Genomic DNA, 14,942 nt, shown 5'->3' with positions numbered 1-14,942 from the left:
AATTAGTTAGACAGGTATATATCCAGCAATCCGTCAGGGAGGTCCACCAGCAGCGTCCCTTCATCCTCATCAATCTCAATAATCATATCCTCATTGAGAGGGATCATGATCTCTTTATTCTGATAATGAACCGTAGCCACAAAATGTTGCGGATACTCATTGATTTCAATGATCTCACCCAGCTCTCCAGTAGTTTCGTCAGTCACAATAAACCCTTTCAGGTCATTGTAATGAAAATCCTCATCAGAGCGGTCAGGCATCTTGGTTAATGGCAGGTAGATTTTTTTTCTGAGTAGCGGCTGGGCCTTGTCAATATGGTCAATATCATCAAAATAGATATTGCAGGTATTGTTCGGCTGCATTTTGTATACCGACACAAAGAACGGAACCATTTTACCATTGATATCAGCAAATACCACATCCAGGTCCAGCAGCCCCGGTTCATCATATTCAAAATACAGCTGTACCTCTCCTTTTAACCCTTTTGTTTTGGTAATATAACCTATATAAAATGCCTCTTCGTGCGTCATCCCGGTGAATAATTATTCTTTAAAATAAAAATAGCGAAGAAACCATTCTGATGAAGGTTACTTCGCTATGATTAAGAATTACAAAATACTATGCTTGTTCTTCTGTGTTTTCTTCTGTTGCAGGAGCCTCAGTTTCAGCTTCAGCTACAGGAGCTTCTTCTTCAACTGCTACTTCTTCTTCAACAGGTGCATTTTTGATGGCAAGAGCAGCAGCACGATCAGCGTTTTTCTTCGCTTCAGCAGCAAGTGCAGCTTTTTTAACTTCATCTTTAGATTTAGTCAGGCCGTCTTTTTTACCTTCGATTTTACTGTCTTTTGCGCTTAACCATTCTGCAAATTTAGCATCAGCCTGTTCAGCAGTTAAAGCACCTTTTTTCACACCACCTTCTAAGTGTTTTTTGTAAAGAACACCTTTGTAAGAAAGAATTGCGCGACATGTGTCAGTAGGCTCAGCACCTTTGTTAACCCAGTCTAATGTTTTTTCGAAATTGATTTCGATAGTAGCAGGATTGGTGTTTGGGTTGTATGAACCTAAACGCTCAATGAATTTACCATCTCTTGGTGAGCGGGAATCCGCTACCACTACGTGGAAAAAAGGTTTTCCTTTTTTACCGAATCTTTGCAATCTGATTTTAGTTGCCATTCTTTTATAAGTTTATGTATTCAACATAGTTCCCGGAGCTACATGCTTGCGGGGACGCAAAAGTAAGTAAAATACTAATGATTAGCAAGATGCCGAGATTTTAAATTCAACAATCCTGTAAATAAGTACTTACGGTGCTGTTACAGTGAAAGTATCTCTACCAATTTCAGCCATACAGGGCTCACCTCTTCTGCATCAATATGTTTAATAGCATGGTCAAAAGGCGTATACACAATCTCCTTGTTGATCTGCCCCACCATTTTGCCTGATTCACCATTCAGCAGTCCTTCAACTGCAGAAACACCAAACCTGCTGGCCAGTACCCTGTCCATGCAGCTTGGCTTACCACCGCGCTGGATATGCCCCAGTACAGAAACCCTGATATCGTAATTAGGGAACTTATCCTTCAATACTTCACCCACATTGAATGCTCCGCCGGCATCGTCACCTTCGGCAACAATGATAATCTTCGAAGCTTTATCCTTACGTCCGTATTCCAGCCTGTTGATCAGCCCCTGTACGCCCATATTGGCTTCAGGAATCATGATCGCTTCAGCACCCACGCCAATACCACTTCTCAAAGCAATCAGTCCTGAATCACGTCCCATTACCTCTACAATGAAAAGCCTGTCGTGCGACTCAGCAGTGTCCCTGATTTTATCAATCGCATTAACTACAGTATTAATTGCCGTATCATATCCGATTGTGAAATCCGTTCCTGCAAGGTCGTTGTCAATCGTTCCCGGCAGACCGATCACAGGAATATCAAACTCTGATGAAAACAGGTTTGCTCCTGTAAAAGTACCATCACCACCAATCACAACCAATGCATCAATGTGGTGCGTCTTCAGCTGCTCATAGGCCTTCCTGCGTCCTTCCGGAGTACGAAACTCATCACTCCTTGCAGTTTTCAGAATTGTTCCCCCGCGCTGGATGATGTTTGCCACAGATTTCCGCTCCATCGGAAGAAAATCACCATTGATTAATCCTTCATAACCTCTGTATACCCCAAAAACGTTCAAATCGTAAAAAATTCCGGCCCTTACTACCGCCCTGATGGCAGCGTTCATTCCCGGAGCGTCTCCTCCTGATGTTAATACAGCAATGTTTTTAATCTTGTTCATTCTTTGTTATTTCTTGGATGCTTTAAATTTATCGAGTCCGCTTTGTAAGTAAGCAGCGTATAGTTTTGCGTCAAAGATCGCACCTTGTGGTGAAACCAGTGGAACCAGATCCTGTCCTGCCATTACATAAAATGGCTGGGAGTTGGAATTGTATTTTGTGGCCTGGAAATCTCCGTTCCACCTTCCAAGATCATCAGTAGTACTCCGTAAAATCTTTGAGTAATGCACTTTGTCGGCCGGCATCTTCACAGAACGCTCATCCACATATAATTGTACCAGCACAAACTCATCTTTAATCAGATGCCCAACTTCAGGGTCAATCCAAACTTTATCTTCCATCTTCCGGCAGTTTACACAGGCATGGCCGGTAAAATCTATCAGCACAGGCTTGTTTACCTTTTTCGCATAGGCCATCCCCTCATCAAGGTCAAAAAAGGCATTGAAGCCATGCGGCGGATGCAGCACATCATTATACTTTACCGTTGCCGGGAAAGAAGACGAGCTCTCAGTGCTGCCAGCCGCTGAACCCCCAAGAATAAAATCCTGCGTATTCAGGGGTGGTGCAATCCCGCTCAGGATATTTACCGGTGCTCCCCAAAGGCCCGGTACGAGGTACATTGCAAATGAAAACGAGAATATCGCAAAGAACAACCTCGGAACGGTAACGTAAGGCAGATCACTGTCGTGAGAGAACTTAAGCTTGCCGATGATATACATTCCCATCAGTGCAAAGATCACAATCCACAGTACCAGGAAGATCTCGCGGTCAAACCAGTCCCAGTGCCATACCAGGTCTGCAGCAGAAAGAAACTTCAGCGCCAGGGCAAGCTCCAGGAAACCCAGGCATACCTTCAGGCTGTTTAACCAACCGCCCGACTTAGGCATGCTGTTTAAAAATCCCGGGAATATTGCCGAAAGCGTAAAAGGTAGCGCCAGCGCCAGGGCAAAGCCAAGCATACCGATCGCCGGTGCAAGAATCTCCCCTTTAGAGCTCGCCTGCACAAGCAGTGTACCTATAATCGGTCCTGTACAAGAGAATGAAACCAGCGCCAGTGATGCCGCCATGAAAAATATTCCACCCAGGCCCTTGCTGTTATCTGCTTTCTGATCAATTTTATTGACAATAGAGCTCGGAAGGTTAATTTCAAAAGCCCCAAAAAAGGAAACCGCGAAAACTACCAGCAGAATAAAAAAGGCAAAGTTAAACGTTCCGCTACTGCTCAGCTCATTGAGTTTGGCAGAGCCAAAAACCAGTGTAATGAACAATCCGAAGGCAACGTATATAATAATGATAGAAGCTCCATAGATCAGGGCCTGACCGATTCCTTTGGCCTTGCTGCCCGCTCTTTTTGTAAAATAACTTACTGTAAGCGGCACCATAGGAAAGATACAAGGCATCAGAAAGGCAATAAAACCTCCTACCAATCCCTGTATAAATGTTTGCCATAATGTTTTCTCCTGATCGGACGAGGACAAATCCTGCGTAGCGGCTACGGTTGTTGCCGACTTAACCGTGTCTTTCTTCAGCGTATCTTCCTTCACAACCGCGTTTGCCGCACTGTCTGCCGGTGATCCGATCTCTGTAAATTGAAGATCGTCGGCCACAGCAGTGGTATCCTGCTGCTGACTGTAAGCAAAACTTTGTCCGGATTGCAGAAGGAAAGCTCCAAAAACCAGGATAAACATTAATATTAACTTCTTCATTTTTAGTGTTATTTATTATTTCAGCAGGTCCGCAGTGGTATTCTGACGGCCCCTTGCTTTGAGGCCGTGAAATTACTTATAATTTCTTGTTTAAAAAGTTTTGGGGCGGGCCGTATTGTTTATTTTACTGTATATCCATATTCATCCGCCTCCCAACAAAAAAAGCCCCGTAGTTTTACAGGGCTCTTTCTGAGTGATATACTGATCCGATCGCTTATTTTACAACCACAGCAAATTTGATCTCATCCGGCGGAAGACATCTTGATTCATCACATACCATGAACTCTATCGTTCCGGAAACAGATGCCGTTGGCTTTGTCAGCTTGATTTTTTGCTGAAATACAACCGACTTCTCAAAGTAGCCTACATTCATATCAAAAACCTTTTCAAATTTTGAGATCGGTTTTGGTTCTGTTGTTCCGCCAACTTTGGTAAACTCCTTTGAAGGATTAAATTTAATCGTAGTTTTTACCGGTCCTCCGGGCTTCACATTCTGCGAATAGATATGCCATCCATCCTGAATGGTCGCTTTTATATATACTACAGCTTCAGTATTACTGATTTTTTTTTGCGCATAAGACCATGTTACTGGTGTTTCGATCTGGGCTGAGGCTCCCAGAGCGGCAAACAATAACATTGCAAATACTAAGGTTATTCTTTTCATGGTCATCATTTTTGTTGTTTTCTTATTTATTTCGGTTGGTTAATAAATTCTATTTCTTTAAAATTATACGTCTTTATACCCGCTTCGGTTTCCAAACTCAGAAATCCGGTATCGCTAACATCTACGATCCTGCCTTCAAACAGCTCGCCATTTTGTCTGTACAGCGCATTTGTATGAAACAGGTACAGACACTCCAGGTATTCTTCTCGCAGTGTCAGATACCTTCCCTCCCGTAATTTTAAATACGCTGCTTCTATATGACTGCAAATTTGAGTCAAAAGCCATATTAAATTAACATGTTCATGTAAAATTTGGTAGACAGAGCCCGCGCGGCTTCCCAGGTCGCCCTCAAAAACCTCCTGATTCACATTGAGGCCTATACCTATAATACAGGCTTTAATCCTGCCTCCAGACACCATATTCTCGATCAGGATCCCGCCGAGCTTTTGATCTCCGTAATAAATATCATTCGGCCATTTGATTGTTAAACCTTCGCCGACTAAAGCTTTCAGCGCCCGTTGAATGGCTACGCTAACTGCCATGTTTAACCTGAATTGCGAGCCCAGAGGTAAAAAGCCCGGTTGCAGAAGGAGACTAAACGTGAGATTTTTGCCTGGTTCGGCAAGCCAGCTGCTTTCTGCCTGCCCTCTCCCCGCATATTGATTCTCTGCCATAATAACAGTTCCCTCGGGTAATGGCTCGGAATTTGACACCATCCTTTTCAAAAAGTTATTGGTAGAATCAACCGCTGATAATTTGATAAGATTTTGACCAACAAATAATGTTGAAAAAGTGTTATTTTGCAATAGTTGATTTTATAGTGGTTATTTATCAAAAATAAAACATTTTAATGGTAAAAAAGAAAATAGGAAACCTTTCTACATACCTTTCAGAAATAGCCGTCCATGGCATGCAGGAAAAAAAAGGACATGATATTGTCCGTCTCGATTTAAGAGACCTCAACAGTTCCGTATCAGATTATTTTATAGTTTGCAACGCTGACTCTTCAACACAGGTAAAGGCTATTGCTGATAGCGTTGAGGACGAAATTTACAAAAGCACTCAGGCCACTCCCTGGAGAAAAGAAGGGCTCGAAAACGCCGAGTGGATAATATTAGATTATTTTGACGTGGTTATTCATATCTTCAGAACCGAAAAGAGAGATTTTTATGGTATTGAAGACCTTTGGGGAGATGCTCAGACAACGACATACCAAAGCGCATAACCCTATACAAACCTTATACATTTTTTGAATAAACGATGAAAGAGAAAGAAAATAATAAGCCCAAGTTGATTAAGCGGATACCAAATATTCCTAAGAAACCTCAAAAGGGCTCTAACTTTAACATATTCTGGGTATATGCTGCTATCATTTTAGGGCTTGTACTGGTTTCTGTGCTATTTACAAATGACACCAATAAAACCATTGACTACCGGGAATTTGAAACCACCATGTTGCAACCGGGTGATGTAGAGAAAATTGTTGCCTACAAATATGAAGACCTGGTAAGGGCTGATGTATTTATTAAAAAGGACAGACTCAACCAGGAGAAATATAAAAAGTATGAAACCAAAAGCAATTTCGGATCTGCTGGCGGACCTACAGTATCATTTACTGCCGGTTCAATGGACGCTCTCGATAATCAGCTGAAAGAATCTCAGAAAACAATTCCTGCAGAAAGCCAGATCCTCGCTGTCAAAGAAACCAGACAGAGCACATTCAATTCATGGTTCTTTACGGTGATCATTCCTGTGTTGTTGTTTATCGGTTTCTGGATATTCATCATGCGCAAAATGGGCGGTGGTGCCGGCGGCGGCGGCGGTCAGATTTTCAATATCGGAAAATCTAAAGCTACGTTGTTCGACAAAGAGAGCCAGGTTAACGTAACATTTAATGATGTTGCAGGCCTCGAAGAAGCAAAACAGGAAGTAATGGAGATCGTGGATTTCCTTAAAAACCCGAAAAAATATACCAACCTAGGTGGTAAGATCCCCAAAGGCGCCCTGCTGGTAGGCTCTCCGGGTACAGGTAAAACCTTACTGGCAAAAGCTGTAGCTGGTGAAGCTCAGGTACCATTCTTCTCGCTGTCGGGTTCCGACTTCGTAGAGATGTTTGTAGGTGTGGGTGCTTCACGTGTCCGCGACTTATTTAAACAGGCTAAAGATAAAGCTCCTTGTATCATCTTTATTGATGAGGTGGATGCCATTGGTCGTGCACGCGGAAAAAACAGCATGATGGGCGGTAACGATGAGCGTGAAAACACACTCAACCAGCTACTGGTAGAAATGGATGGTTTCGGAACAGATTCAGGGATTATTATCCTTGCTGCAACCAACCGTCCGGATGTACTGGACAGTGCATTATTGCGTCCGGGAAGGTTCGACAGACAGATCTCTATCGATAAACCAGACCTGGTAGGCAGGGAGCAGATCTTTAAAGTGCACTTAAAACCAATCAAAACTGATGAGGTGGTAGATGCCAAAAAACTTTCTGCACAAACTCCGGGTTTTGCAGGTGCTGAAATCGCAAACGTTTGTAACGAAGCCGCTTTAATTGCCGCCAGAAGAAATAAAGACTCTGTAGACATGCAGGACTTCCAGGATGCGATCGACCGTGTAATTGGTGGTTTAGAAAAGAAAAATAAAATCATCTCTCCTGAAGAAAAACGTATCGTTGCTTATCACGAAGCAGGACACGCTATTGCAGGCTGGTTCCTGGAACATGCAGATCCGCTCGTAAAAGTATCTATCGTTCCACGTGGTGTTGCAGCCCTTGGATATGCACAATATTTGCCTAAAGAACAGTTCCTGTACACTACAGAGCAGCTTACTGACGGTATGTGTATGACAATGGGGGGCCGTGTGGCAGAAGACCTTGTATTTGGCAAGATCTCTACAGGTGCACAGAATGACCTGGAAAGAATTACTAAACTATCTTACGCCATGGTTACCATTTATGGTATGAATACGGCAGTAGGTAATGTATCTTTCCATGATCCTCAAAATGAGTATAACTTCAACAAACCATATTCAGAAAAAACTTCTGAGTTAATCGATGTCGAAGTTCGCAAACTGATTGGCGATGTATACGAAAGAACAATGCAGTTGCTGGTAGATAAGAGAGAAGGATTAGAGAAACTTGCAGCTAAATTACTCGAAAAAGAAATCCTGTTCCAGGCAGATCTCGAAGAGATACTGGGTAAACGCCCATTTGATAACCGTACCACTTATGACGAGTTTGTAAATGGTACCGGCGACCAGGGGCCTGCAGCCGAAGGGCTTGTTCATGAAGGTGTTGGTGAAACCACAGACCCTTCTGCACCTATCAATCCTGCTCAGGCAGAATCTTAATCAATTATTTTATGGAGCTGTCACCTTAGGGTGGCAGCAAATCCATTTTGTATGCAAGAGAATATTTCTTCAAAGGAGTTGATGTTAAAAAAGATAAGGAAAGCTCTGCTGGAAAAAAGAGATAATCCCTATCCGAATTTAGAGGAAACCCCCATCTATAAAGAAAACAACGAGATTCCGGAAATCTTATTTGCCGAACAGCTCACTGCTGTGTCTGGCAATTTTATTTTTTGCGAAAATGGCGTAGATTTCATCGAAAATATCCTCGAACTTGCAGATAAGTTCAAATGGAGAAAAATCTATTGCTGGGAGCCTGACCTGCAGAATCTCCTTTCCACCTACGAATTTCCTTTTTACAAGACCGACAAAGACTTTGAAATGGCCGAGGTCGGTATTACCATGTGCGAAGCTTTGATTGCCCGCAATGGCTCTATAATGGTCTCTAATTACAATGAGGCCGGCAGAAGACTCAGCATATTCCCTCATCACCATATTGTAATTGCAAGAACAGGTCAGTTAGTGATGGACCTGAAGGATGCATTTAAGCTGATAAAAAATAAATACGGCACTCAAATTCCCTCGATGATCAGTACCATAACCGGCCCCAGCAGGACCGCAGACATCGAAAAGACCCTTGTTCTAGGCGCTCATGGCCCGAAAGAACTGTTTGTATTCCTGATTGACGATTTTTCTTAAAATTTTTATATTCAAGAAATTAATCATAGGTTTATACCAAATACCAAAACAGTCTACGGTACAGTATAATGAATAATAAACAGCTTTTTTCAGTAATCACAGGAACAGGATCTTACATCCCCGAGAACATTATTTCAGGCGAATCATTCCTAAGTTCTATCTTTTACGAGAACGGAGCTATCATTGAAAAGAACATTACGGAAATCATCAGTAAGTTTTCTGAGATCACTGAGATCATGGAACGCCGATACATTGACGACCATATGTTAAACAGCAATATCGCTGCTATTGCCGCTCAGCGTGCTATTGATGATGCCGGTATTGATAAAGAAACTATCGACCACATCATTTTCTGCCATAACTTCGGGGATATCGAAAAAGGGAGCAACCGTATGGATATGCTTCCCGCACTTGCCGCCAAGGTTAAACAACAGCTGGAGATCAATAATCCGGAATGTGTGGCCTATGACCTTATATTCGGCTGTCCGGGTTGGGTACAGGGCTCTATTCAGGCAAATTACCTGATCCAGAGCGGAGATGCGAAAACCGTTCTTGTAATCGGTGCAGAAACGCTTTCCAGGATTATCGATCCACACGACCGCGACAGTATGATCTTCTCTGACGGTGCCGGAGCAGTGATCTTCCGCGCACAGGAATCTGCAGAACCTACAGGCGTCATTGCGCATAAAACCAATACTTATGCCGGTAATTATTCCAACCTGCTCGTGATGGGACCGAGTGGAAATCCTACAGTAACTGACGATAATTTATACCTCAAAATGAATGGCCGTAAACTGTATGAATTTGCAGTGGTAAACGTTCCCCAGGTTGTTAAAAGCGCAATCGACAAAGCTGGTATCAGCATAAATGACATCAAAACCGTATTTATTCATCAGGCAAATGGAAAGATGGATAATGCGATCATGAAAAGGTTGTTTAAGCTATATGATATGGATACCGTACCGGAAAACCTGGTTCCTATGACCATCTCATGGCTGGGAAACAGCTCGGTGGCTACCATTCCAACCTTGCTCGACTTAGTTCGCAGGGGACAGGTAGAAGGTTACAAAATCAAAAAAGGAGAATACGCCATTTTTACATCAGTAGGAGCAGGCATGCATATCAATGCATTTGTGTATAAATTTTGATAGATTATAGATAATCAGCTTTCGATTTTGTATTTTAGGTTTACCAAATGAATACCTATGAAAAAGCTGTTATTGATTGTGGCAATCGCCATCACATTTTCTGCATGCAGTTCTTATCAGATGAGCACTCTTTCCAGCTCAGCGGCCAAAAGGAATGAATCCACAGGAATTTTTACTGTCGAGAACGACTCTGTAATTGTCAACTATAGTTTTTCCGGAGAAAACACCCCCGTTAATGTTGAAGTATTCAACAAGCTGAATGAGCCCGTTTATATCAACTGGGCCAAATCTGCTGTAATTACAGATAACAGGGCGTACAGCTATGTAGATGATGAAATACAGATCAATGGTACTAGTTCAGCTATCAGCACGCAATGGTCAAGGAGAGGAGATACTTTTACTGACGGTGTTATGAATGCTACTGCAAAGGTATCGCGCGAGGAGAGTTTTATCCCACCACATTCCAAAGTAACCAGAACGACCAATATTCTGAATAAAGTGGGGATGAATGATATTGATAAGGCAGAATTTAAAAAGGTTTTCTTAACCTATCTGGATGGTTCGGGACAATTCAATGCAAAAACTGCAAGCTTCTCAGAAGAAAACTCTCCGCTGAAATTCAAAAGCTACCTCACCTTATACACCCTTAAAGATAACCAGCCGCGTCCATTTACCTCTGAGCTGGACTTTTTTGTATCCAGCGTAACCAAATCTCATACAGGTCCAAACCAACTGTATGAGTACAGCAATAACCCGGGTGATGTTTTCACCATTGGTAAATCCACCGGGTTTGGAAAAACAATTGCCATTGTAGGACTCGTTGGAGCAGTAGGGGCACTTACTACCGCAGAAGCTGCATTGGATGATACCAATAAACAAAAGAAATAGTTAGTTTTTAATCCTTTTCAAGGCCTCCTTTGCCTGGGTTTCAATGCTATTCTCATATTCATGATCCTTCATGCCAATGGCCTGATTTAAGCAGGCCTTTGCTCTTGCGGGATTATTCTTTCTGATATAGATTTTGCCCATATTTAAGGCTGAATTGGCTGCATAATAATATTTCAAGCCTTTGCCATAGTTGATTGCATTCTGATAGCTGAGCAAAGCAAGGTCATCCTTATCCATGGCATCGTATATCCTTGCTGCGCGATAGGAGAATTCAGCCTTATCCTTGGCAGTCCTGAAATCAGCAGCATCTTTTCCGGACAAGCTCTCCAGGGCTTTGCTGTAATACCCCCCGTCAAACAATAACCGCGCTTTCAGAAGCGCGGCATTTGGCGCAGGAGCTGCGGCTTCATTCATGGCCTGCTTATCTTTTTCACCGTAAGTATAACCCATGCCTTTAACTTTAGCAATATATGCATTGTAAGTGCCTGTGTCGCCATTTAACAAAGCCACCCATGACAAGTGAAGGTTAGCATCTTTAATGTAATTCACGCCTTTATTTAAAGCCAGAAACTTTTTGAAACTGGCAGAAGCTGAATAATCCAGTTTATTGAGTTTTGCCGTTCCCAGCAACAACTCCAGATAGGGGAATGCTGCATACGCATCTCCGGAAGGGCGGGATGCCAGGATAGCAATCGCTTCATCCGTATGCGCATTTCTGGCACATACATAACCCTGCATATAAACCTTCAATAAACTGCTGTCCGGTATTCTCGCAGTATATTTCATGGTCTTAGCGTAGGCATCAGGAGCGTGTACGATGTCTGACAGCACATAGGAATAATAGAAAATAACCTCTTCGTAGAAAGGCTCATAGGTAGACCGGGGAAGGTTTTGCGCCAGGTTATCCAGCATCGTCAGTCCCTTCTGGACATCCCCTTTAATACCAAATGTAGAAAGAGCGCTTTTTAAAATACCGTCAGGCAGGTTGCCAAGAAAAACATTGATCAGGCCTATGCCTTTACTATTCAAATGGAACCCCGGGTATTTTTTACTGTTCTCCTGCAACTGCGAATTGGCCTTCCTGATTTCCCTTGCCGCAGCAAAAAACTCACCGTAGCGGCTCCTGAGGAGAGCCCACTGGAGATTGATCTCTGCCTGGGCATACAGGTAATAGGGAGAATTGCTTTCCTGGTCCTCAATGATATCCAGACGCCGCGATTTTTCTTCTTTAAGCCGGTCAAAATCAAGTTTATTCTCCGAAGTAATCAGGTGAAAATAATCTGCATAATTTTCCAGCAGCGGTACAATTGCATTTTTTGGATGTGTTCGTTTTTCCGCCGCGATCAGCTGACGGGCAGCATTCAGTTTCAACTCAAAAATCAGCTGGTAGGCCTTGAGGCAGTTGGCATTGAAATCAAAATTGGCAAAGACAGTATTTGGAAGAGCAAGGAAGAGGCAAAAAATGGCAGATTTAATCAGTAATATAAAGTGGCTTTTAGTAGGCATAGTTGTAAAAAAATCTATTCATAACAAAAAAACGGCCAGATTTACACCTGACCGTTTCTCCTATATTTTTTCAGCTGATTAAGCCGGAACTGATTCCTGTGTTAATGCCTCATCAACTAAAATTCTACCGCAGTGTTCACATACGATGATTTTTTTACGCTGACGGATATCAAGCTGACGCTGAGGTGGGATCTGGTTGAAACATCCTGAACATGAATCACGGTCGATAGTAACAACCGCAAGTCCGTTTACAGCATTTCCTCTCAATCTTCTGTAAGCTACCAGCAATCTGTCTTCGATGCCAGCTTCTGCTTTTTCTGATTTTTTGGTTAAAGCAAGTTCATCTTTCTCTGTTTCAGCAGTGATCGTTTGCAATTCCCCCTTTTTAATGTCAAGATCACCTTTTCTTGCTTCAAGATCAGCTAATGCTTTTTCATAGATCTCAGTTTTTGAAGCAATTTCAAAACCATGCTCTCTGATTTTCTTTTCACAAACCTGAATTTCCAGCGACTGGATTTCCACTTCTTTTGTTAAAGCATCGTATTCACGATTATTTTTTACCTCTTTTAATTGCGTATCATACTTTTTGATCAGGTTCTGAGCTTCCTTGATCATGTTTTTACGCGTTACAATGGCATCCTCAGTTTCATCCAATTCAGCCTTGAATTTTTGTATACGCGTTTCCAATCCTGCAACTTCATCCTCTAAATCAGCCACTTCCATAGGCAATTCACCGCGGATCTGACGTATTTTATCAATTTTTGTATGAAGGGTTTGTAATTCGTACAAAGCTTTTAGCTTTTGCTCTACAGTTTGTTCCATTAAATGAAATAATTTATGGGGTTTGTATTATGCTCCGTTAAACGGATCGCAAAGTTAGGAAATTTTTCCCGAATAATATCTATCAACAAATCGGATGTAAATTGTTCACTTTCAAAGTGTCCGATATCGGCAATGATCAGTTTTCCATCAGCATCAAAAAACTCATGGTACTTAAAATCTGCAGTGACAAAAGCGTCAGCTCCTGCAGCAATTGCCTGACTGAGCAGAAAACTACCAGAACCACCACAAACAGCCACTTTTTTGATCTTCCTGCCGGTTTGTCGGGTATGTCTGATCACGCTTACGTTCATCCTGGATTTTACCAGCGACAAAAATTCTGAGGCCTCCATTTCTTCTTCCAGCCAGCCCACCATACCTGAACCAACATTGGCTGATGTATTTTCAAGTGCATAAATATCATATGCAACTTCCTCATAAGGGTGGTTTTGAAGCAGCGCCAGCAGCACCTGACGTTCCTGGTGTTTATAAAATATGGTCTCAATCCTCGTTTCCGGCTCCTCATGCTGTATGCCCTGTGCACCCACAAAAGGTTGTGTGCCATCTCCAGCTTTAAAAGTTCCTGTACCTTCAGTATTAAAACTGCAGTCGCTATAAGCCGAGATATTTCCCGCACCTGCAGCAAAAAGAGCTGCTCTCAGCTGCGGAGCCTGTGCAGTAGGGCAGAAGGTCACCAGTTTTTTCAGCAATCCGCCACGCGCCTGCAGTATTTTCGGTTGCTGCAGGCCAAGCCGTTTGCAGATCACCCCGTTTACGCCATTATGAACGCTGTCAAGGTTCGTATGAATCGCATATAATGCGATGTTATTTTTAATGGCCTTCAGCACTACACGCTCTACGTAAGTTCTGCCTGTCAGCTTCTTTAATCCCTTAAATACGATGGGATGGTGGGTAATGATGAGGTTACAGCCTTTCGCAATAGCCTCATCAACAATCTCCTCTATACAGTCCAGCGCCACTAAAGCACCGGTGATTTCCTGGTTTACATCACCTGTAAGCAATCCGGAATTGTCATAATCCTCCTGGTAACTCAGGGGCGCATATTCTTCCAGATGTTTGATCAGTGTGGCTAGTCTCATCCCGTAAATATACAAATTATTGGATGGTGGTACCGATTTTTACCATCTGCAGACTCTCAAATACCATCTTCTGGTTGTATTCAAACGCCAGGCTTTTATAATTGACCAGGTCGATGATCGTACCAATTGCACACAGTCCGTAGGTGAAAAAGTACAGGATACCCATACCGATCTGATTCACCAGAAAACGGGACAGACCAGGTACAAAAAATCCAAGAACACAATAAAGGATCATATCATCAGGACTCCTTCTTTTACTGCTGTATACCAAAAGAAACCCGTTTAACTGCTGTTCACTAAAGCCCGTTGTTGCAGTTTGTAAATAAGAAAACTCCTGGGGCGAGATGCCCGGAAGCATCATAAATGGTGAATTGTACATAATTATTTCTCCTTTCTATTATTCAAAATCTTAATCCTTTCGTACCGCAAAAGCGTGACCATTCTCAAACTGATGATCAGTACGGCGGGGATGCCCAGCCAGTGAAAGTGAAAACTCTCCCTGATGCTGCCATGGAAAATCAGCGTGATCGCCCTTCCAAGTCCGCATCCGGGGCACCAGCCCAGGCCCAGGTTTGCCAGCGGACAAAATGTGAAATGTATCTCCTCAGGATGTGCTGCCGGTTTTGCCATGGCCAGAAATACAAAGGCCGCAATCCAGAAAATCAGCTCCAGAGGAATTCGCATCAACCAATTTGGCTTCCCTGTTTTGAATTTTAGAGTCATTAATAGCTGCATTGTTACAGATTAGCAATTCATAAGTCTTACATTT

Annotated in this window: 16 protein-coding genes; 5 read left to right on the top strand and 11 right to left on the bottom strand. The window is 42.7% G+C overall.

What is annotated here, in order from left to right; all coding sequences use genetic code 11:
• Positions 1-2: 2 nt before the first annotated feature.
• The 6 genes from rimM to OQY15_RS05420 all read right to left on the bottom strand — a co-directional run bounded on the left by rimM (position 3) and on the right by OQY15_RS05420 (position 5,471).
• Positions 3-530, bottom strand: a complete 528-nt coding sequence (rimM, locus tag OQY15_RS05445) for a ribosome maturation factor RimM (protein ID WP_265788695.1) — start codon at positions 528-530, stop codon at positions 3-5.
• Positions 531-618: 88 nt separating this feature from the next.
• The gene (locus OQY15_RS05440; protein WP_265788693.1) at positions 619-1,173 is read right to left on the bottom strand and encodes a 30S ribosomal protein S16; all 555 of its coding nucleotides are present in this window, start codon (positions 1,171-1,173) and stop codon (positions 619-621) included.
• A 140-nt stretch (positions 1,174-1,313) separates the two neighbouring features.
• Positions 1,314-2,297: a 6-phosphofructokinase gene (gene pfkA, locus OQY15_RS05435; RefSeq protein ID WP_265788691.1), complete on the bottom strand. Its 984-nt coding sequence runs from the start codon at positions 2,295-2,297 to the stop codon at positions 1,314-1,316.
• A 6-nt stretch (positions 2,298-2,303) separates the two neighbouring features.
• Positions 2,304-4,001 (bottom strand): cytochrome c biogenesis protein CcdA, encoded by a 1,698-nt coding sequence (locus OQY15_RS05430; protein ID WP_265788689.1) that lies wholly within the window; start codon positions 3,999-4,001, stop codon positions 2,304-2,306.
• 214 nt (positions 4,002-4,215) lie between these two features.
• Positions 4,216-4,665, bottom strand: a complete 450-nt coding sequence (locus OQY15_RS05425) for a protein-disulfide reductase DsbD domain-containing protein (RefSeq protein ID WP_265788686.1) — start codon at positions 4,663-4,665, stop codon at positions 4,216-4,218.
• A 26-nt stretch (positions 4,666-4,691) separates the two neighbouring features.
• Complete coding sequence (locus OQY15_RS05420) at positions 4,692-5,471, bottom strand: biotin--[acetyl-CoA-carboxylase] ligase (RefSeq protein ID WP_265788684.1); 780 nt, start codon at positions 5,469-5,471, stop codon at positions 4,692-4,694.
• Positions 5,472-5,515: 44 nt separating this feature from the next.
• Between OQY15_RS05420 and rsfS the strand changes: the two genes are divergently transcribed.
• The 5 genes from rsfS to OQY15_RS05395 all read left to right on the top strand — a co-directional run bounded on the left by rsfS (position 5,516) and on the right by OQY15_RS05395 (position 10,748).
• Entirely contained in the window at positions 5,516-5,890 is a 375-nt protein-coding gene (rsfS, locus tag OQY15_RS05415; protein WP_265788682.1) for a ribosome silencing factor, read from the top strand.
• A gap of 35 nt (positions 5,891-5,925) precedes the next feature.
• Entirely contained in the window at positions 5,926-8,016 is a 2,091-nt protein-coding gene (gene ftsH, locus OQY15_RS05410) for an ATP-dependent zinc metalloprotease FtsH (RefSeq protein ID WP_265788680.1), read from the top strand.
• A gap of 51 nt (positions 8,017-8,067) precedes the next feature.
• Positions 8,068-8,712, top strand: a complete 645-nt coding sequence (locus OQY15_RS05405; RefSeq protein WP_265788678.1) for a lactate utilization protein — start codon at positions 8,068-8,070, stop codon at positions 8,710-8,712.
• A 68-nt stretch (positions 8,713-8,780) separates the two neighbouring features.
• A complete protein-coding gene (locus OQY15_RS05400; RefSeq protein ID WP_265788675.1) occupies positions 8,781-9,860 on the top strand; it encodes a ketoacyl-ACP synthase III in 1,080 nt (359 codons plus the stop codon).
• A 57-nt stretch (positions 9,861-9,917) separates the two neighbouring features.
• Entirely contained in the window at positions 9,918-10,748 is an 831-nt protein-coding gene (locus OQY15_RS05395; RefSeq protein ID WP_265788673.1) for a hypothetical protein, read from the top strand.
• Here OQY15_RS05395 and OQY15_RS05390 read toward each other — a convergent pair whose 3' ends face one another.
• From OQY15_RS05390 to OQY15_RS05370, 5 genes are all read right to left on the bottom strand, one after another.
• On the bottom strand, positions 10,749-12,254 hold the full coding sequence (locus OQY15_RS05390; RefSeq protein ID WP_265788671.1) for a tetratricopeptide repeat protein: 1,506 nt from the start codon (positions 12,252-12,254) through the stop codon (positions 10,749-10,751).
• A gap of 78 nt (positions 12,255-12,332) precedes the next feature.
• A complete protein-coding gene (locus tag OQY15_RS05385; protein WP_265788664.1) occupies positions 12,333-13,076 on the bottom strand; it encodes a C4-type zinc ribbon domain-containing protein in 744 nt (247 codons plus the stop codon).
• Positions 13,076-14,173, bottom strand: coding sequence for a Nif3-like dinuclear metal center hexameric protein (locus OQY15_RS05380; RefSeq protein WP_265788662.1), 1,098 nt, complete (start codon positions 14,171-14,173; stop codon positions 13,076-13,078). Before OQY15_RS05380 ends, OQY15_RS05385 begins: the two co-directional genes overlap by 1 nt.
• Positions 14,174-14,189: 16 nt before the next feature.
• Positions 14,190-14,552, bottom strand: a complete 363-nt coding sequence (locus OQY15_RS05375) for a TM2 domain-containing protein (protein ID WP_265788660.1) — start codon at positions 14,550-14,552, stop codon at positions 14,190-14,192.
• Positions 14,553-14,554: 2 nt separating this feature from the next.
• Entirely contained in the window at positions 14,555-14,896 is a 342-nt protein-coding gene (locus OQY15_RS05370; RefSeq protein ID WP_265788658.1) for a DUF2752 domain-containing protein, read from the bottom strand.
• Between the last annotated feature and the right edge of the window lie 46 nt (positions 14,897-14,942).

Origin of the sequence: Pedobacter sp. MC2016-15, assembly GCF_026239695.1 — a bacterium.
In the GTDB taxonomy this organism is placed as follows: Bacteria; Bacteroidota; Bacteroidia; order Sphingobacteriales; family Sphingobacteriaceae; genus Pedobacter.
This window is presented reverse-complemented; position numbering and strand designations above follow the sequence as displayed.

Bases quoted from the DNA above. Each gene is read 5' to 3' on its own strand.
- rimM (WP_265788695.1), bottom strand. From the start codon at position 530: ATGACGCACGAAGAGGCATTTTATATAGGTTATATTACCAAAACAAAA.
- OQY15_RS05440 (WP_265788693.1), bottom strand. From the start codon at position 1,173: ATGGCAACTAAAATCAGATTGCAAAGATTCGGTAAAAAAGGAAAACCT.
- pfkA (WP_265788691.1), bottom strand. From the start codon at position 2,297: ATGAACAAGATTAAAAACATTGCTGTATTAACATCAGGAGGAGACGCT.
- OQY15_RS05430 (WP_265788689.1), bottom strand. From the start codon at position 4,001: ATGAAGAAGTTAATATTAATGTTTATCCTGGTTTTTGGAGCTTTCCTT.
- OQY15_RS05425 (WP_265788686.1), bottom strand. From the start codon at position 4,665: ATGAAAAGAATAACCTTAGTATTTGCAATGTTATTGTTTGCCGCTCTG.
- rsfS (WP_265788682.1), top strand. From the start codon at position 5,516: ATGGTAAAAAAGAAAATAGGAAACCTTTCTACATACCTTTCAGAAATA.
- ftsH (WP_265788680.1), top strand. From the start codon at position 5,926: ATGAAAGAGAAAGAAAATAATAAGCCCAAGTTGATTAAGCGGATACCA.
- OQY15_RS05405 (WP_265788678.1), top strand. From the start codon at position 8,068: ATGCAAGAGAATATTTCTTCAAAGGAGTTGATGTTAAAAAAGATAAGG.
- OQY15_RS05400 (WP_265788675.1), top strand. From the start codon at position 8,781: ATGAATAATAAACAGCTTTTTTCAGTAATCACAGGAACAGGATCTTAC.
- OQY15_RS05395 (WP_265788673.1), top strand. From the start codon at position 9,918: ATGAAAAAGCTGTTATTGATTGTGGCAATCGCCATCACATTTTCTGCA.
- OQY15_RS05390 (WP_265788671.1), bottom strand. From the start codon at position 12,254: ATGCCTACTAAAAGCCACTTTATATTACTGATTAAATCTGCCATTTTT.
- OQY15_RS05385 (WP_265788664.1), bottom strand. From the start codon at position 13,076: ATGGAACAAACTGTAGAGCAAAAGCTAAAAGCTTTGTACGAATTACAA.
- OQY15_RS05380 (WP_265788662.1), bottom strand. From the start codon at position 14,173: ATGAGACTAGCCACACTGATCAAACATCTGGAAGAATATGCGCCCCTG.
- OQY15_RS05375 (WP_265788660.1), bottom strand. From the start codon at position 14,552: ATGTACAATTCACCATTTATGATGCTTCCGGGCATCTCGCCCCAGGAG.
- OQY15_RS05370 (WP_265788658.1), bottom strand. From the start codon at position 14,896: ATGACTCTAAAATTCAAAACAGGGAAGCCAAATTGGTTGATGCGAATT.